Origin of the sequence: Brevundimonas vesicularis, assembly GCF_032067225.1 — a bacterium.
GTDB classification, from domain to species: Bacteria; Pseudomonadota; Alphaproteobacteria; order Caulobacterales; family Caulobacteraceae; genus Brevundimonas; species Brevundimonas vesicularis_F.
Genome location: NZ_DAMBJX010000017.1, coordinates 28,931 through 45,437 on the forward strand (window position 1 = coordinate 28,931; position 16,507 = coordinate 45,437).

Consider the following 16,507-nt stretch of genomic DNA (forward strand, 5'->3'; position numbering starts at 1 on the left):
GGTGCTCCAGCTTCACCGTTGACCCATCCTAACGCATAGCATCGGAATCCGTTGTCGCCCGCATTCGCCGACGTCTTCATCGCCTCTCAGAGGCGCCAAAATGTCGCGAAAGATTCCGGCCGATCCGCTCTTGAACGGCGCAGGGGGCTTCCCATTTTCGATTTCGACGCTGCGGGACACTCCCCCTCCGAACCGCAGCGAAGCGAAGCCGGCGCCCTCCCCTCCCCTCCAGGCGCCGCTCGCGCAGGCCGCCGGACTCCCCCAGTCCGGCGGCTTTCTGCTTTGTGGCGCTGCACAATAATTCCAACCTGATCACTGATCATTACAATGAACGGTCGCCAGGGGCTTCCCGAGCGACCGGACCTGGCCTAGTCAGCGGGGGTGGCGCCCCGTCGCGCCGCATCCCTTGCGGCCCTGCCGCGTCGTTCGAGACTGCTCGTCCATGACCGCCCACGATCTGCGCCAACCCGTTCAGCCGATCACCAAGGCCGCGCTGGAGGCGGCCTTCGCCAAGATCGTGGGGACCGGGCCCGGCGCAGTCGAACAGACCTATCTGACCCAGGCGCACGAAGACTATTCCGCCGATGAGACGCCTGAGCTGAGCGGCGAGGATCTGGCCGCCCTGCTCGCCGCCTCCTGGACCGCCGCCAAGTCCTATCCGACCGACGCGGCCGCTCCCGCCATCACCGTCGGCCCGCTGCACGGCGCATCGGACAAGGTGCTGGATTACGATCTGGTGCGCATCGTCCAGTCCGACGCTCCCTTCCTGGTCGACAGCGTCATGGGCGCCCTGGCCGAGGCCGCCGTGTCCGTGCGCGCCCTGTTCCACCCGGTGGTCGAGCTCGACGGCCGCCGCCTGTCGATCATCATGCTGGTCATCGACAGCGTGCCTCAAGAGCGCCGCGACGCTTTGGGCGAAGGCCTGGCCCAGAGCCTGTCGGACGTTCACGCCGCCGTCGCCGATCATGACGCCATGACGTCTCTGATGCGCCAGGCCGTGCAGCGTCTGGAAGAGACCCCGCCCCCGGTCGATCCCGCCGTCCTGGCCGAGAACATCGCCTTCCTGAAATGGCTGAAGAGCGACCATTTCGTCTTCCTGGGCGCGCGCGACTACGACTATCCGCTGAACGCCGACGGCGACTATGAGGCCGAGGCGCCGCTGGGCCTGTCCACCGACGGCCTGGGCATTCTGGCCGATCCCGAGCGCACGGTGCTGCGTCGCGCATCGGAACCCGCCGTCCTGACGCGCCAGATGCGCCGCCAGCTGGATCTCAGCGAACCGGTGACGGTGGCCAAGGCCAACGCCCGCTCGCGCGTCCACCGCCGCGCCTACATGGACTATGTCGGGGTCAAACGTTACGGCCCGGACGGCAAGGCGACGGGCGAGACCCGTTTCGTCGGCCTGTTCACGTCGGAAGCCTACGACCAGCTCGCGACCGAGGTGCCGCTGCTGCGTCGCAAGGTGGCCAACGCCCTGGCCCGCGCCGACAAGGCTCCTGGCAGCCACAACGAAAAACGCCTCAAGAACATCCTTGAGAATTATCCGCGCGACGAGCTGTTCCAGGTCAGCGAGGACGAGCTGCTGTCCATCGCCCTGGGCATCCTTCACCTCTACGACCGGCCGCGCATCCGCCTGTTCTCGCGCCAGGATCCGTTCGACCGCTTCGTCTCGGTTCTGTGCTTCATCCCGCGCGAGAAGTTCGATTCCGCCGTGCGCGAACGCATCGGCCAGATCGTCGCCCGCGCCTGGGGCGGCCGCATCTCGGCCTGGTATCCGCAACTGTCGGACGCGCCCCTGGTGCGCATCCATTACATCATCGGCGTGGAGCCCGGCGCCCACCCGATTCCGGACGCCGCCCAACTGGAAGCCGACGTCGCCGAGGCCGGTCGCGGCTGGGTCGATCGTTTCGAAGGCGCTCTGCGTCGCTCGGGCGTCGAGGAAGTCGCCGTCGGGCCGCTGAGCGCCCAATGGGCCCGCGCCTTCGGCGCCGCCTATCGCGATCGCTACGACGCCGATGAGGCCGCGACCGACCTGCAATACGTAAACCGGCTGAACGAGACCGGTCTGCCCGGCGAGGGCAAGGCCGTCGCCGTGCGCGCCTTCCGCACGCCGGACGACAGCCGCCTGCAGTTCCGCTTCAAACTCTATCGTCGCGGCCCCGCCGTTCCCCTGTCCGACGTCCTGCCGATCCTGGCCGACATGGGCCTGAAGACGCTGGAGGAATACGGCTATCCGATCCGTCCGATGGGCGAGGAGGAGATCCACGTCCACGAGTTCCTGATGGAGGATCCGCGTGGCGAGGCGCTGGTCTTCGACGATGTGAAGGGCCCGTTCGAGGACGCCTTCGCCGCTGTCTGGACCGGCCGCAACGAAAGCGACGGCTTCAACCGTCTGGTGATCGAACTGGGCGTGGAATGGCGCGACGCCGCCCTGATCCGCACCCTGGCCCACTATCGCCAGCAGACGGGTCTCGACCCCTCCCAAACGGTGCAGGAAGAGGCCCTGCGCGAATACCCCGACGTGGCGCGCGCCCTGCTGTCGCTGTTCAAGGCCAAGTTCGCGCCCGAAGGGGGCTCGGCTGACGACCGTGCGCTGGCTGTCGCCGAGCTGGACGCTAAGATCGTCACCCTGTTGCAGGACGTGAAGAGCCTCGATCACGACCGGGCCCTGCGCCGCATCGCCGCCCTGATCGGCGCGATCAAGCGCACCAACTATTTCCAGCTGGACGCCGACGGTCAGCCCAAGCCGCACATCTCGATCAAGATCGCCTCGCGCGAGCTGGACGATCTGCCCCTGCCCAAACCCTATCGTGAGATTTTCGTCTGGGCGCCGCACGTCGAGGGCGTGCACCTGCGCTTTGGTCCCGTCGCGCGCGGCGGTCTGCGCTGGTCGGACCGTCGCGACGACTTCCGCACCGAGGTCCTGGGCCTGGTCAAGGCGCAGCAGGTGAAGAACGCGGTCATTGTGCCGGTCGGCTCCAAGGGCGGCTTCTATCCCAAGCAACTGCCCCGCACGACGGACCGCGAGGCCATCCAGGGCGAGGCCATCCGCGCCTATCGCACCTTCCTGTCCGGCCTTCTGGACATCACCGACAATATCGCCGCCGATGGTTCGGTGACCCATCCGGCCAATGTCATCGCCTGGGAGGGCCACGACCCCTATCTGGTCGTGGCCGCCGACAAGGGCACGGCGACCTTCTCCGACATCGCCAACGGCGTCTCGGCCTCCTACGGCTTCTGGCTGGGCGACGCCTTCGCCTCGGGCGGCTCCATCGGCTATGATCACAAGGCCATGGGCATCACGGCGCGCGGCGCATGGGAGGCGGTCAAGCGCCACTTCCGCGAGATGGGCAAGGACATCCAGACCCAGCCCTTCACCATGGTCGGCGTCGGCGACATGTCCGGTGACGTCTTCGGCAACGGCGTCCTCCTGTCCAAGGCCACGCGTCTGGTCGCCGCCTTCGATCACCGAGACATCTTCATTGATCCGAACCCGGATCATGTGACCAGCTGGACCGAACGCAAGCGTCTGTTCGACCTGCCGCGCTCGTCCTGGCAGGACTATGACAAGGCGCTGATCTCGGAGGGCGGCGGCGTCTTCTCGCGCTCGGCCAAGTCGATCCAGCTGACGCCGCAGATCAAGGCGGCCCTGGACATCGCCGAGGACGAGCTGGACCCGGTCAGCCTAATCCGCGCCATCCTGAAGGCGCCGGTCGAACTGCTCTATCTGGGCGGCATCGGCACCTATGTGAAATCGGCGGCCGAAACCGACGCCCAGGTCGGGGACAAGGGCACCGACGCCCTGCGCATCAACGCCGACGAACTGCGGGTCAAGGTGGTGGGCGAGGGCGCGAACCTCGGCTTCACCCAGGCGGGACGCATCGCCTTCGGTCAGGCCGGCGGCCGCATCAACACCGACGCCATCGACAACTCCGCCGGGGTCGACACCTCCGACCACGAGGTCAACATCAAGATCCTGGTCGGCTCGGCCGTGACCAACGGCGTCCTGCCGGCCGAGGAGCGCACGCCGCTTCTGGCCTCCATGACCGACGAGGTCGGCCTCAAGGTGCTGGCCCACAACTACGACCAGACCCTGGCCCTGACCCTGCAACAGGCCGAAGGCGTCGGCGCCCTGGACGCTCAGCAGCGGTTCATGCAGAGCCTCTCGGCGCGCGGAAAGCTCGACCGCAAAGTCGAGGGCCTGCCCAACGACGCCCGCGTCAAGGAGCTGATGACGGCGGGCATCCCGCTGGCGCGGCCCGAGCTGGCCGTCCTGATGGCCTACGCCAAGCTGGAGCTGTCGGACGATATCGTCGCCTCTCAGGCGCCCGAGGATCCCTTCTTCGAACAGATCCTGGTCCGCTACTTCCCCGAGGCCTTGGCCCGGTTCGAACCGGAGATGAAGAGCCACCGTCTGCGGCGCGAGATCATCGCCACCGTCATGGCCAATGAAGTCGTCAACATGTGCGGCCCGACTTTCCCCGACCGCCTGCGCGGCTCGGCGGAATGCGACACCACCGCCCTGATCATCGCCTTCGAGGCCGCGCGCCGCGTCTTCCGTCTGGACGAAGCCTGGGACGCCGTTTCGGCCCTGGACCGCAAGATTTCGGCCGAGGCGCAGATCGCCCTCTATCAAGAGATCGCCGTCGTCCTGCGTCGTCAGACCTTCTGGCTGGCCCGCCGCGCCAAGGGCGGTCTGTCGGTCCAGGCCCTGATCGACCGCTATCGTCCGATCGCCGACGCCTTGCAGGCCGAGGGCGCGCCGGTCCTTTCGCGCTTCGAACAGGGGCGTCTGGATGCGCGCGTCAAACGCTTCGCCGACCACGGCGCGCCAGAGGATCTGACCCGCAGCATCGCCATCATGCGCCCCCTCGTCGCCGCCTCCGACATCGGGGATCTGGCGCACGAGGCGAACTGGCCGGTCGCAGCCATGGCGCGCCTGTATCACCAGGTGGGCGCCGCCTTCGACTTCGACCGTCTGCGCGCCGCAGCCGGCTCCATTCCGTCTGCGGATCATTTCGATCGTCTCGCCGTCCGTCGTCTGATCGAGGACCTGATGAACGAGCAGGCGGCCCTGACCCGCGCCGTCGCCCGCGCGTCCGATCCGTCGGTTGGCGTCAGCGAGGACGCGGCGGAGGCCGCCGTGGACGCCTGGATCGGCTCCAAACAGGCGACGGTCGAGGGCGTGCGCGCTTCGGTGGACGAGATCGAACAGTCGGGCTCGGGATGGACCTTCGCCAAACTGACCATCGCCAATGCGACGATCCGCGATCTGGCGACGGCGGCCGTGAATGGTTGAGCAGCGGGTCTTCGCTTGACGAAGCCGCCGTCTCACGGCCTCTTCAGCCGCTGATCAGGCTGGGGAGGCCGCAATGCCGAGAAAATTCCTCGTCGTCGTCGACGACAGTCCGGAGTTCGAGGCCGCCCTGCGGTTTGCCTCGCGCCGGGCGAAATCGACGGGCGGGCGCGTGGTCATGCTGCGCGTCCTGCCGACCGACAGCGACGCCCACTGGTCGGGCGTGCGCGAGGAAATCGAACGCCAGCAACGCCAGGAGGCGGAAATTCTGCTCAACCGCCTGGGCGAGGAGGCGCAGACCCGCTCCGGCGCCGCGCCGGTCTTCCTGATTGAAAAGGGCGAAGCCCAGGCCGCGATCAAGAAGGTCGTCGCCGCCGACCCTGAGATCAAGATCTTGGTGCTGGCCGCCGGAACCAGCTCGCGCGGCCCCGGCCCGCTGGTCTCGGCCATCATCAAACAGGGCGCGCAGATCGGCGGCCGCAAACTGCCCGTCACCATCGTCCCCGGCGAACTGACCGAAGACGAGATCGAAGACCTGGCCTAGCCCTCGGCCGGCGGCTGGGCGGCACGCAGCTTGTCGCGCAGCGCCCCCAGGCCTTGGCGCAGGTCGGTCAGGGCTTCGGGCGTCATCTCGGTGGCGTCCAATACCGATTGCGGCAGGCAGGCGGCCTCGACAGCCAACGCGCGTCCTGCGTCGGTCAGGCTGACGCGCACCACCCGCTCATCCGCCTTGTCGCGGGCGCGCGTCACCAGCCCGGCCGCCTCCAGTCGTTTGATCAGAGGGGTCAGGGTGTTGGATTCCAGAAACAGCTGCTCGCCCAGTCGGCCAACCGTCTGTTCGTCCTCACGCCAGAGCAGGGCCATGGCCAGGAACTGCGGATAGGTCAGGCCCATCCGGTCCAGCAGCGGCTTGTAGAACCGGTTGAACGCCAGGTTCGCCGAATAGGCGGCGAAACACAGCATGTCGTCGACGGCCATGGCGGCAGGCGAGGGGGCGGGTGAGCTCATAGGCCAATAATAATCGCACGCGATACAATCGCAAGCTTGACGCCTCCTACCCGGCGCACTAAATCACGGCACGCGATTAAATCGCGCACGACATTTATGGCCTTTCGGAGCTGATTTCCATGTCCACCAACACCCTGTACCGCACCACCGCCGTCGCAAAGGGTGGCCGCGACGGCCGTGCCGCCACCACCGACGGCGCCCTGGATGTCGCCCTGGGCACGCCCAAGGAGCTGGGCGGCGCCGGCGTCGGCAACAACCCCGAACAGCTGTTCGCGGCTGGCTATGCCGCCTGCTTCCTTGGCGCCATGAAGTTCGTCGCCTCTCAGGGCGGTTACGCCAAGGTGCCTGCCGACGCCGCCGTAAGCGCCACGGTCGGCATCGGTCCGCGCAGCGACAGGGGCTTCGGACTTGAGGTGGCGCTGGAGGTCAGCCTGCCAGGCGTGGATCGCGCCGATGCCGAAGCCCTTGTCGCCGAGGCGGATACCGTCTGCCCCTATTCGCACGCCACGCGGGGCAATATCGCGGTGACCCTGACCGTCGCCTAACCCTTCGGGACCAGGCGCCACATTCGCAAGGGGTGGCGCACGGTCCCGGCCTCGGCCCCCGCGCGGCCGCCGCGCCCCATATAGAGGTCGGCGCGCACCGGTCCGCGAATGGCCGATCCCGTGTCCAGCGCCATGGCCAGACCGCGATAGCTGGCCGTGGCGCCGCGCAGATTGCCCCCATCGGCCTCCAGCCAGACCAGTTCGCCATAGCGCCAGTGCGCCGGATCGACCGCAATGGCCCGCCGCTCGGTCAGGGGCACGCCCGCCGCCCCCGCCGGATGGCCGTCATCGTCCGAGTCCAGCCGGAAGAAGATGTAGCGTGGGTTCAGCGCCATGACCGCCTGCGCCTCATAGCCGCGGTGGCTGGCCAGCCAGTCCCGGATCGCGTCGCCAGAGGTGCCGTTCTGCGGCAACAATCCCTGCTGCGCCATTGGTCGGGCGATGCCCACGAACGGCTTGCCGTTGTCGGCGGCATAAGCGGCGCGGCCGCGCGTGCCGTCCTCGAACGTCAGATAGCCCGACCCCTGGATCTGTAGAAAGAACAGGTCCTCGGCCCGCATCCAGGCCAAGGCTTGCTCGGGCCGTGCGGCGGATTCGATATAGGTCCGGTCGCCGGCCGCGCGTGGATTGGCGGGCTTGGGCAGGACGGGGGCCGAGAACTCGGCGTCCGGTCGTCGCCGCGCCGGATATTCGGGCGCGAAATAGGAGGTCAGCAGGCCCGGTCGCCCGTCCGGCGTCTGAGCCGGGATCGCGCTGAAGCTGGCCTCGAAGAAGGCGCGCGCCTGCGACGGCGTGATCGTCATCGTCGTCGCCATGGCCTTGGCGCGTCCGCAGACCCGGCGGGCGGCCTCGTCACGCGCCGCGCCGCACCCGTCCACATAGGCCCGGAAGGCGGCCAGATGGTCCTCCTGGCTCCAGCCCGGCAGTACGGCGGGGCTCAGGGCGTCAGACGGCGTGGGAGGCGGGGTCGGATTGGGCGAGGGCGTATAGGGAACCGGCCCCGTCTGAGGCCCTGTCGTCCCTGTCGCGCCAGTCGGCGTCATCGGCCCGGTCGAACAGGCCGCGACAGCCAGGGCGGCCGTCAGCGTCGCCAGTCCGCCCGACCGGCCGCGAACCGCCATCAGGCGTTGGCCGGCTCGACGCGCGCCAGGACCCAGTTCGGGTCCGTCGCGCCCAGGGTGCGTTCGAAGGTCCAGTGTTCGGCCGTGCGGCGTTCCTCCACCAGCGGCTCGCCCGTTGTCGCGTCCGCCGTTTCGCCCGAGGCCTTGGTCACCCGACTGCGCAGTTCGGCCAGGAAGCGCACCTTGGCCACGGCCTTGTCGCCCTCGGCGACCGCGCCTTCCAGATCGGCCCGGGGCGGATACAGGAACTCGACCGTCTCGGTCTCGCCACGCGTCTCGCGCGCCGCGATGCCGGCCTCGAACGAGGCGAAGACGTTGGGCTTCAGCAACGGCTTCAGCGCGGCACGGTCGCCGGCGGCGTAGCCGCGGACGATGGTCTCATAGGCCTGGCGCGCGCCGTCCAGGAAACGGGCCGGGTCGAACGCCGGATCGCGCGCTTTCAGGCTGGCGATGGAGGCCAGGGTCGCCGGGTCGATCGCCGCGACCTTGGGCGTTTCGGCCTGGGCCGGGCCGGGCGGCGCGATCTTGGCGTCTTCCTGCGGCTGACGGCCCACCCGCTTGCCCAGCACATTGTAGAGCTGGAACAGCACAAAGGCTGCGACGAAGGCGAAGACGACGACCTGGAACTGAACCGGCATGTTCAAGAGGAGATTCCTGTAGCGAACGACGGGTGCGCCAAACACTTAGTCTGGCGTGATTACGGGCTCATATAGGGTGAGGCAAGGCGAAGCGCGCCCCCAATCTCGCGCGCGACGTTGCGGCCAAGCGTCCCGGCATGGTAGTCGCGGCGCCTCATTCCGGCCTCATCGGCCCCAAACTGCGCCAAAGACCGTTTCATGACCGACGCCGCTCCTCCCGCCGAACAGCCCCAGCAAGGCGACGCCCAACAGGGCCAACCCGCCGGTCCCGGCTTCCGCATCCTGGCGCAATACGTTCGCGACTTCTCGTTCGAGAACCCGCGCGCCCCGGAATCCCTGCGCATCGACGGCAAGCCCGCAATCGACCTCGGCGTCGAAATGGCCGCCCAGGGCCGCCCCGACGGCTTGTTCGAACTGGATCTGAAGCTGTCGATCAAGGCGACGCACGAGAACCAGCCCGTCTTCCACGTCGAACTGGTCTATGGCGGCCTGTTCCAGCTGGCCAATGTTCAGGAGCAGGACATCGAGCCGCTGCTGCTGATCGAATGCCCGCGCTACCTGTTCCCGTTCGCGCGCGAGATCATCTCGGGCGCCACGGCCGACGGCGGCTTCTATCCCCCGTTCCAGCTGGACCCGATCGACTTCGCCGCCATCTACATCGCGCGCCAGCAACAGATCGCCCAGCAGCCGGTCGAAACCGGCCAGGCCTAAGCGCGCGACATGGTCGCCGCCGCGCGGCCTTCGCCTGATCCATCGAATGCCGCGGGCGAGGACATCGTCCGCGGCATTCTTCTGCGCGTCGCCGCCGCGGGCTGTTTTTCGATCATGACGGCGACGTTGAAGCTGGCGTCGCAGGACGGCGTCGCGGCGCCGGAAATGCTGTTCTATCGCGCCTTCTTCGGCCTGCCGGTGGTGTTGGCTTGGGTGCTGACCCAGCCGGGCGGCCTCTCGGCCCTGTCGACGCGCCGCCCCCTGGCTCATCTGGGACGCAGCGCCCTGGGCGTCGCGGCCATCCTGTGCCTGTTCCAGACGCTGACGCTGCTGCCTCTCGCCGACGCGACGACCCTCAGTTTCACCGCTCCGATCTTCGCCACCATCCTGTCCTTCTTCTTGCTGAAGGAGGCGGTCGGCCCGCGCCGCTGGGCCGCCGTTGCGGTCGGTTTCATCGGCGTGATCGTCGTCATGCGACCGGGCGTCGGCCATTCGGTCCTGCCGCTGGCGGGCGTGGCCTTCGCCCTGATCGGGGCGGTGCTGACGGCCGGTGTGACCATTACGCTGCGACAGCTGCGCGACACCGAACACGTCGCCGCCATCGTCTTCTGGTTCTTCGTCGCCTGTTCGGTCGTGGGGGCGATCCTGCTCCCCTTCGTCGGCCATTGGCACGCGCTCGGCACCTTCAGCCTGCTGATCGGATCGGGCATCGCCGGCGGCCTGGCTCAGCTGTTCATGACGGCCTCGCTGCAAAAGGCCCCGGTCGCCGTGGTCGCGCCCTTCGACTATCTCCAGGTCGTCGGCGCCATCGTCTTCGGCTGGTGGCTGATGGCCGCGACGCCCACCCTCACCACCCTGGCCGGCGCCGCCCTGATCGCGAGCAGCGGCCTCTACACCGCCTGGCGCGAACATATCCGCCGCAAGGCCAGCCTCATCCAGCCGACCGCGCCGCTGGTTTAGGGCGTCAGCGCCCCGTCGATCCGAAACCGCCAGTCCCGCGCGCGGTCTCGTCCAGCGTCTCGACCTCGATCCATTCCGCGCGCTCATGCCGGGCGATCACCAGCTGGGCGATGCGGTCGCCGCGGCGGATGACGAAGGGCTCGGCGCCGATGTTGGCCAGGATCACGCCGCACTCGCCGCGATAGTCGCTGTCGATGGTCCCCGGCGCATTGGGGCAGATGATGCCGTGTTTGAGCGCCAGTCCCGAGCGCGCCCGCACCTGAGCCTCATAGCCCAGCGGCAGGGCGATTTTCAGCCCCGTGGGCACCAGCATCCGCTGACCCGGGGCCAGGGTCATCGGCTGATCCTCGGGCACGGCGGCGCGCAGGTCCATGCCCGCCGAACCGGCCGTCTCATAGGCGGGGAGGGGAAGGCCTTCGGAATGCGGCAGGCGCAGGATCTGGATCGAGGTCTCAGTCATTCGGGGGCCTTGAAATGATCGGCGATGCGGGCGGCGACAGCCCGGGCGATGGCGGTCTTGGACTGGCGCGGCCAGGTCTCGGTCCGATCGGCGGTGACCAGCAGTACGGCGTTGCCGTCCGATCCGAACACGTCGTCGGACACGTCGTTGCCCAGGATCCAGTCGCAGCCCTTTCGCGAAAGCTTGGCGCGCGCATTGGCCTCCAAATCCGTCGTTTCGGCGGCGAAGCCGATGACCAGAGCCGGGCGGTTCGGACCGGGCGCGGCGACGCCGGCCAGGATGTCGGGGTTCTCGATCAAGGCCAGGGTCGGCGGGCCGCCGGGTCCCTTCTTGATCTTGCCGCCGGCGATGGTGTCGACGCGCCAGTCGGCGACGGCCGCCGACAGCACGGCGATGTCGGCGGGAAGGGCGCTCTGCGTCGCCGCCTGCATCTCCAGCGCGCTCTCGACATCGATCCGCGTCACGCCGGTCGGCGCCGCCAGCGCCGTCGGCCCCGACACCAGCGTCACCTCGGCCCCCAGCTCGGCCAGGGCGGCGGCGATGGCGTAGCCCTGTTTGCCGCTGGAGCGATTGGTCAGGCCCCGCACAGGATCGATCGGTTCGAACGTCGGCCCGGCGGTGACCACGGCCTTGCGTCCCTTGAGCGGTCGTCCGGCCACGCCTGCCAGCAGGCCCACAATGGCCTCCAGGATCGCGGCCGGCTCGGCCATCCGGCCCGGTCCGTATTCGCCGCAGGCCATCTCTCCGTCATCCGGCCCCACCACCGCCACGCCGTGAAAGCCCGGAAAGGCCTTTAACCGCTCCATATTGGCCTGGACCGCCGGATGCTCCCACATCCGCACATTCATCGCCGGCGCCAACAGCACCCGCTTGTCCGTGGCGATCAGGGTGGTCGAGGCCAAGTCGTCGGCCAAACCATTCGCCGCCTTGGCGATCAGCCCCGCCGTCGCCGGCGCCACCACCACCAGATCGGCCCAGCGCGACAGCTCGATATGCCCCATGCTGGTCTCGTCGTCCGGGTGGAACAGGCCCGACCGCACCGGATGACCGCTCAGCGCCGCCAGCGACAGGGGCGTCACGAACTCGGTCCCGGATTCGGTCAGGATCACCCGCGTCTGCCCGCCCGCCTTGGCGATCAGCCGCACCAGCTCCAGCGCCTTATAGGCCGCGATGCCGCCGCCCACGATCAGCAGGATCTTGCGGTTTAAAAGGGGGCGATTGTCCATGCCCACGGTCTAGCCGCCGCGTGTGACGCCGTCGAGACGAGAACATTGCACGAACAATAAAGTTGTGCTTTCGTCGCGTCCAGCGGGTATCTGGAGGGAGGAATGAGAATGCTGACGAGGGGAGGGACCGCGCTGGTCCTGTGCGGTCTGCTGGCGCTTGCCGGCTGCGACAATAGCTCGGCGGTCGAGACGCGAGAAAGAACCACGACCACGACCACGCCCATCGCTTCGGCTGGTCCGGTGGACGTCTCGGTCTCCACAACGACGACCGAGGAGGTCAAACCCGTCCTGACCGCCAATCGGCGCGAAACCGTCGACGCCAAGATCGCCCGTCTCTACGACCGCAACGGCGCAGACTTCGGCGCGCGCTCAGCCGAGGATTATCTGACCAAGGTCACGGCTTTCACGACAAAGCCTCCGCGCGACGCCGAGACCGTCAAACGGCCCAATGGCGACACCCTGATCTATCAGGCCTCGACCAACACTTTCGCCGTGGTGGCCCGCAACGGGTCGCCGCGCACCATGTTCAAACCGACGACGGGCGCCGACTACTGGGCCGAGCAGAAGGCGGCGGCGCCCACGTTCGGCCAGCGGCGCCAATCGACGGGCGCGGCGGGCTGATATAGAGGGCGGGCTTCCACCAAGGATCTCGCCCCATGTCCGATACGGCCGAACCCAAGACCCCGCTGCTAAAAACCGCCCTGATCTATGATTTCGACGGCACCCTGGCGCGCGGCAATATGCAGGAGGTGTCTTTCATCCCCTCCGTCGGCATGGGCATCGGCGCCTTCTGGGAAGAGGCCGAGCGCCTGACCAAGGACGCCGACGGCGACGGCATCCTGATGTACATGCAGCTGATGCTGCACCACGCGCGTCAGAACGGCGCCCCGGTGACGCGTGAGACGCTGCGCCAGCACGGCGAGGCCGTGGCCCTGTTCGAGGGTCTGAAGGACCTGAGCTGGTTCGACCGGATGAACGCCTTCGGCGCAAAGTACGGGCTGGAGATCGAACACTACATCATCTCCGCCGGGCTGGAGGAGATGATCGACGGCACGCCGATCCGCCCCGCCCTGACCCACGTCTTCGCCTCCCACTATGTCTATGACGACAAGGGCGAAGCCGCCTGGCCGGCGGTCGGCGTCAACTACACCACCAAGACCCAGTATCTGTTCCGCATCAACAAGGGTGTGAAGAACCACTGGGAGCACGAACGCATCAACCACTTCATCCCCGACGACGAGCGCGCCGTGCCCTTCGACCGGATGATCTTCATCGGCGACGGCGACACCGACGTGCCGACTATGAAGATGATGCACACCAAGGGCGGTTTCTCGATCGCCGTCTATGACCCGCGCTCCAACGAGCGGGATCAGAAGAAGGTCTATTCCCTGATCTCCGAGGACCGGGTGAACTTTGTCGCCGCCGCCGACTATCGTGAGGGATCGGCCTTGGATCTGATCGTCAAGGGGCTGGTGGGCCGCATCGCCATCAACGCCGGCTCCATGCCCGCCGACACGGCGGACTAGCCCGGCCGATCAGCGCCCGCCGGCCCTCAGCCAAGCGTCGCGCGCGGGGATCAGCCTCGCCGGCGCCAGGCCTCTCAGCGACTTGGCCCCGGTCTGCCTCAGCCCGGCCTCCTGCCCGCGCTGCCAGACGAGGGTGGCGGGATAGGCGACGCCTGCGGCCACATCGACCACCACCACCTCGCGCGGCAAGGCCCCGCCCCGGTCCAGCCGCAGCTTCATCCCCGCGTCCGACAGATCGACGATCAGACACGCCGTCTCCAGGCCGGGCGCGCAGATGACGCCGCGCGCGTTTGCGGGTCGGCGCGCGCCCATGCGGCGGTCGGGCTCGACGGCGGGCTTGGATCCAAACAGGCTCATGGTCCGATAACGCACAGATGCGGCTCAGGCGCCAAGCCCGCCTTCAAGGCTGCGAACCCCGCGGTCCCGGTCCAGAGCGACGATCAGGTCCGCCTCCACGCCGCCCGTCATCATATGCCGGCTGAGGCGCTCATAATGCTGGATGAAGACCGCCAGGGCCGCGCGTCGCTCGGGTGATACGGCGTCCTGCCCCATCAATCCCGCCTCCTGCTCGCAGCGCCAGTCCAGCACGACATCGAACCCCGGCGCCTTCAGAAAGATCAGGGCGTCCAGCCGCGCGCGCAGGCGGCCATAGGGCTGACCCAGCGCCGCATTGACCGTCCTGCGCCACTCGCCCTCGACATCCTGCCGGGCCTCCAGGGTGTTGATCGGTGCAACCAGATCCGTCTCAGCCTGCGGCGTCGCGCCAAGACACCATCCCTCCAGCACAATGACCCGCGGCCGACCCTTCACGACAGGCCAGTCCGCCTCGGCCGCCCGGTCGTCGGCCAGCTTGTCGAAACGCGGCAGAGGCGTCAGATCGTCCGGCGCCGCCGCCTGCAACCGATCCAGCAGACGGTTCAGAAGGCCCAGGTCATGCGTCCCCGGCGGCCCGCGCGTGGCGAACAGCGGATGCACCCGCGCCGCCATGGCCGCCCGCTCCGCCTTCGTCAGGTAGACGTCGTCCAGCGACAGGCTCGCCCCGCCGAACCGCTCGGCGACGGCTTTGGCCAGGGTCGATTTTCCCGAACCCTGCGATCCCGCGATCCCCAGGATCGGCGGCGGACCGTCTTGGCCCATCGCCTCGGTGCGCGGGTCGATCCATCGGCCGATCTGGTCGATCAGCCCCGCGTCGATCATTTCAGTGCTGGTTTTCCGGCAACCGCACGATCAGGCCGTTCAGCGCGTCCGACACCCGGATCTGGCACGACAGGCGGCTGTTCGGCTCGACCTCTTCGGCGAAGTCCAGCATCGACTCTTCCATCGCCGACGGCTTGCCCGTCACCTCGAGCCAGGCGTCGTCGACATAGACATGGCAGGTGGCGCAGGCGCAGGCCCCGCCACAGTCCGCGTCGATGCCCGGCACATTGTTGCGGATCGCGCCTTCCATAACGCTCAGCCCCGACTTCACGTCGACGACGTGCTCGGTTCCGTCATGCTCGATATAGGTGATGCTGGCCATGCGCCGCTCTTAAACGAGGCGGCGCCGGAGGCAAGGCCCCCGGCGCCGGATACTCAGGCCGCCTTCTTGCGGCTCGGCGCGACCATCAGCTTCTTGGTCTCGGCGATGGCCTTGGCCGGGTTCAGACCCTTGGGGCAGACCTGGGCGCAGTTCATGATCGTGTGGCAGCGATACAGTTTGAACGGGTCTTCCAGGTCGTCCAGACGCTTCTGGGTCGCGTCGTCGCGGCTGTCGGAAATCCAGCGATAGGATTGCAGCAGCGCCGCCGGGCCGAGGTATTCTTCCTGGTTCCACCAGTAGCTGGGGCACGAGGTCGAGCAGCAAGCGCACAGGATGCACTCGTACAGGCCGTCCAGCTTCTCGCGCTCGGCCGGGGTCTGCAGACGTTCCTTCTCGGGGTCCGGCTCGTCCGATTGCAGATATGGCTGGATCGAGTCGTACTGGGCGTAGAACAGGCTCAGGTCCGTCACCAGGTCCTTGACCACCGGCTGGTGGGGCAGGGGGGAGATGGTGATGTTGTTGGACGCGCATTCGTCCCAGCCCTTGGTGCAGGCCAGGGCGTTGCGCCCGTCGATGTTCATCGAGCACGAGCCGCAGATGCCCTCGCGGCACGAGCGCCGGAACGACAGGGTCGGATCGATGGTGTTCTTGATGTGGATCAGGGCGTCCAGCAGCATCGGGCCGTGGTCGCCGGTCGGCACCTCGTAGGTGTCCCAGCGCGGATCGGCGTCGGTTTCCGGATCGTAGCGATAGACCTTGTAGGTCTTCACGTCCTTGGAGCCCGGCGCGGCCTTGTGGACCTTGCCGGTCGTCGGCTTGGAGCCTCTGGGGAGAGTAAGCTGGACCATCTTAGTAAACCCGCGCCTTCGGTTCGATATACGCGATGTCGTCGGACATGGTGTAGTTGTGGACCGGACGATAATCGATCTGGACCTGCTCGCCCGGACGCTTCCACGCCAGGGTGTGCTTCATCCAGTTGACGTCGTCGCGATCGGGATAGTCCTCGCGGGCGTGGGCGCCGCGCGATTCCGTGCGGTTCAGGCCGCCCTCGATCGTCACCATCGCCTGGGCGATCAGGTTGTCGTACTCCAGCGTCTCGACCAGGTCCGTATTCCAGATCAGGCCGCGATCGGTGGTCTTGATGTCGGCGCCGGCCGCCTCGATGGCGCGCAGCTTGTCGGTGCCCTGTTGCAGGGTCTCGCCGGTGCGGAACACCGCCGCATCGGCCTGCATCGCGCGCTGCATCGACAGACGCAGCTCGGCGGTCGGGGTCGAGCCGTCGGCGTAGCGGAAGCGGTCCAGGCGGGCCAGGTGCTGGTCGGTCTGGCTCTTGGAGGCCGACGGCACGGCCGAGGCCTTGTCGACGACTTCACCGCAGCGCAGGCCGACGGCGCGGCCGAACACCACCAGGTCGGTAAGGGAGTTGGAGCCCAGGCGGTTGGCGCCGTGCACCGAAACGCACGCCGCCTCGCCCACGGCCATCAGGCCCGGAACCAC

Annotated in this window: 17 protein-coding genes; 7 read left to right on the forward strand and 10 right to left on the reverse strand. The window is 67.9% G+C overall.

Annotated features, from left to right (window positions below):
* Positions 1 to 442 precede the first annotated feature (442 nt).
* Together RT123_RS06195 and RT123_RS06200 are read left to right on the forward strand one after the other, a co-directional pair.
* On the forward strand, positions 443 to 5,299 hold the full coding sequence (locus RT123_RS06195) for an NAD-glutamate dehydrogenase (RefSeq protein ID WP_313008372.1): 4,857 nt from the start codon (positions 443 to 445) through the stop codon (positions 5,297 to 5,299).
* 73 nt (positions 5,300 to 5,372) lie between these two features.
* Positions 5,373 to 5,840: a universal stress protein gene (locus tag RT123_RS06200; protein ID WP_039246719.1), complete on the forward strand. Its 468-nt coding sequence runs from the start codon at positions 5,373 to 5,375 to the stop codon at positions 5,838 to 5,840.
* Here RT123_RS06200 and RT123_RS06205 read toward each other — a convergent pair.
* A complete protein-coding gene (locus RT123_RS06205; protein ID WP_313008373.1) occupies positions 5,837 to 6,304 on the reverse strand; it encodes a MarR family transcriptional regulator in 468 nt (155 codons plus the stop codon). The two genes, RT123_RS06200 and RT123_RS06205, sit on opposite strands and share 4 nt — an antisense overlap.
* A gap of 119 nt (positions 6,305 to 6,423) precedes the next feature.
* Between RT123_RS06205 and RT123_RS06210 the strand changes: the two genes are divergently transcribed.
* Positions 6,424 to 6,849, forward strand: a complete 426-nt coding sequence (locus RT123_RS06210; RefSeq protein WP_313008374.1) for an organic hydroperoxide resistance protein — start codon at positions 6,424 to 6,426, stop codon at positions 6,847 to 6,849.
* Here RT123_RS06210 and RT123_RS06215 read toward each other — a convergent pair.
* Together RT123_RS06215 and timA are read right to left on the reverse strand one after the other, a co-directional pair.
* On the reverse strand, positions 6,846 to 7,970 hold the full coding sequence (locus RT123_RS06215) for an MltA domain-containing protein (RefSeq protein WP_313008375.1): 1,125 nt from the start codon (positions 7,968 to 7,970) through the stop codon (positions 6,846 to 6,848). The genes RT123_RS06210 and RT123_RS06215 overlap by 4 nt on opposite strands.
* Positions 7,970 to 8,608 (reverse strand): TIM44-related membrane protein TimA, encoded by a 639-nt coding sequence (gene timA / locus RT123_RS06220; protein ID WP_313008393.1) that lies wholly within the window; start codon positions 8,606 to 8,608, stop codon positions 7,970 to 7,972. Before timA ends, RT123_RS06215 begins: the two co-directional genes overlap by 1 nt.
* A gap of 198 nt (positions 8,609 to 8,806) precedes the next feature.
* Here timA and secB point away from each other — a divergent pair, with 198 nt between their 5' ends.
* Complete coding sequence (gene secB / locus RT123_RS06225) at positions 8,807 to 9,319, forward strand: protein-export chaperone SecB (protein ID WP_017505358.1); 513 nt, start codon at positions 8,807 to 8,809, stop codon at positions 9,317 to 9,319.
* A gap of 9 nt (positions 9,320 to 9,328) precedes the next feature.
* Positions 9,329 to 10,279: a DMT family transporter gene (locus RT123_RS06230; protein WP_313008376.1), complete on the forward strand. Its 951-nt coding sequence runs from the start codon at positions 9,329 to 9,331 to the stop codon at positions 10,277 to 10,279.
* Between the two features lie 4 nt (positions 10,280 to 10,283).
* Here RT123_RS06230 and dut read toward each other — a convergent pair whose 3' ends face one another.
* Together dut and coaBC are read right to left on the reverse strand one after the other, a co-directional pair.
* Positions 10,284 to 10,739, reverse strand: coding sequence for a dUTP diphosphatase (gene dut, locus RT123_RS06235; RefSeq protein WP_313008378.1), 456 nt, complete (start codon positions 10,737 to 10,739; stop codon positions 10,284 to 10,286).
* The gene (gene coaBC / locus RT123_RS06240; protein WP_313008379.1) at positions 10,736 to 11,965 is read right to left on the reverse strand and encodes a bifunctional phosphopantothenoylcysteine decarboxylase/phosphopantothenate--cysteine ligase CoaBC; all 1,230 of its coding nucleotides are present in this window, start codon (positions 11,963 to 11,965) and stop codon (positions 10,736 to 10,738) included. Before coaBC ends, dut begins: the two co-directional genes overlap by 4 nt.
* 108 nt (positions 11,966 to 12,073) lie before the next feature.
* On the opposite strand from coaBC, the gene RT123_RS06245 reads away from it, so the two are divergent.
* Positions 12,074 to 12,586, forward strand: a complete 513-nt coding sequence (locus RT123_RS06245; protein WP_313008380.1) for an S-type pyocin family protein — start codon at positions 12,074 to 12,076, stop codon at positions 12,584 to 12,586.
* A 35-nt stretch (positions 12,587 to 12,621) separates the two neighbouring features.
* A complete protein-coding gene (locus RT123_RS06250) occupies positions 12,622 to 13,491 on the forward strand; it encodes an HAD family hydrolase (protein ID WP_039246730.1) in 870 nt (289 codons plus the stop codon).
* 9 nt (positions 13,492 to 13,500) lie between these two features.
* On the opposite strand, the gene RT123_RS06255 is transcribed toward RT123_RS06250, so the two are convergent.
* The 5 genes from RT123_RS06255 to RT123_RS06275 all read right to left on the reverse strand — a co-directional run.
* A complete protein-coding gene (locus RT123_RS06255; RefSeq protein WP_313008382.1) occupies positions 13,501 to 13,863 on the reverse strand; it encodes a PilZ domain-containing protein in 363 nt (120 codons plus the stop codon).
* Positions 13,864 to 13,872: 9 nt separating this feature from the next.
* Positions 13,873 to 14,688, reverse strand: coding sequence for a kinase (locus tag RT123_RS06260; protein WP_313008383.1), 816 nt, complete (start codon positions 14,686 to 14,688; stop codon positions 13,873 to 13,875).
* Between the two features lies 1 nt (position 14,689).
* A complete protein-coding gene (locus RT123_RS06265; protein ID WP_313008384.1) occupies positions 14,690 to 15,010 on the reverse strand; it encodes a 2Fe-2S iron-sulfur cluster-binding protein in 321 nt (106 codons plus the stop codon).
* A 53-nt stretch (positions 15,011 to 15,063) separates the two neighbouring features.
* A complete protein-coding gene (locus tag RT123_RS06270) occupies positions 15,064 to 15,858 on the reverse strand; it encodes a succinate dehydrogenase iron-sulfur subunit (protein ID WP_055755116.1) in 795 nt (264 codons plus the stop codon).
* 1 nt (position 15,859) lies between these two features.
* A partial coding sequence (locus RT123_RS06275; protein WP_313008385.1) for an FAD-binding protein occupies positions 15,860 to 16,507 on the reverse strand: 648 nt, incomplete at its 5' end.

Excerpts from the sequence above, each read along its gene's own strand:
- RT123_RS06195 (WP_313008372.1), top strand. The coding sequence starts at position 443 with ATGACCGCCCACGATCTGCGCCAACCCGTTCAGCCGATCACCAAGGCC.
- RT123_RS06200 (WP_039246719.1), top strand. The coding sequence starts at position 5,373 with ATGCCGAGAAAATTCCTCGTCGTCGTCGACGACAGTCCGGAGTTCGAG.
- RT123_RS06205 (WP_313008373.1), bottom strand. The coding sequence starts at position 6,304 with ATGAGCTCACCCGCCCCCTCGCCTGCCGCCATGGCCGTCGACGACATG.
- RT123_RS06210 (WP_313008374.1), top strand. The coding sequence starts at position 6,424 with ATGTCCACCAACACCCTGTACCGCACCACCGCCGTCGCAAAGGGTGGC.
- RT123_RS06215 (WP_313008375.1), bottom strand. The coding sequence starts at position 7,970 with ATGGCGGTTCGCGGCCGGTCGGGCGGACTGGCGACGCTGACGGCCGCC.
- timA (WP_313008393.1), bottom strand. The coding sequence starts at position 8,608 with ATGCCGGTTCAGTTCCAGGTCGTCGTCTTCGCCTTCGTCGCAGCCTTT.
- secB (WP_017505358.1), top strand. The coding sequence starts at position 8,807 with ATGACCGACGCCGCTCCTCCCGCCGAACAGCCCCAGCAAGGCGACGCC.
- RT123_RS06230 (WP_313008376.1), top strand. The coding sequence starts at position 9,329 with ATGGTCGCCGCCGCGCGGCCTTCGCCTGATCCATCGAATGCCGCGGGC.
- dut (WP_313008378.1), bottom strand. The coding sequence starts at position 10,739 with ATGACTGAGACCTCGATCCAGATCCTGCGCCTGCCGCATTCCGAAGGC.
- coaBC (WP_313008379.1), bottom strand. The coding sequence starts at position 11,965 with ATGGACAATCGCCCCCTTTTAAACCGCAAGATCCTGCTGATCGTGGGC.
- RT123_RS06245 (WP_313008380.1), top strand. The coding sequence starts at position 12,074 with ATGCTGACGAGGGGAGGGACCGCGCTGGTCCTGTGCGGTCTGCTGGCG.
- RT123_RS06250 (WP_039246730.1), top strand. The coding sequence starts at position 12,622 with ATGTCCGATACGGCCGAACCCAAGACCCCGCTGCTAAAAACCGCCCTG.
- RT123_RS06260 (WP_313008383.1), bottom strand. The coding sequence starts at position 14,688 with ATGATCGACGCGGGGCTGATCGACCAGATCGGCCGATGGATCGACCCG.
- RT123_RS06265 (WP_313008384.1), bottom strand. The coding sequence starts at position 15,010 with ATGGCCAGCATCACCTATATCGAGCATGACGGAACCGAGCACGTCGTC.
- RT123_RS06270 (WP_055755116.1), bottom strand. The coding sequence starts at position 15,858 with ATGGTCCAGCTTACTCTCCCCAGAGGCTCCAAGCCGACGACCGGCAAG.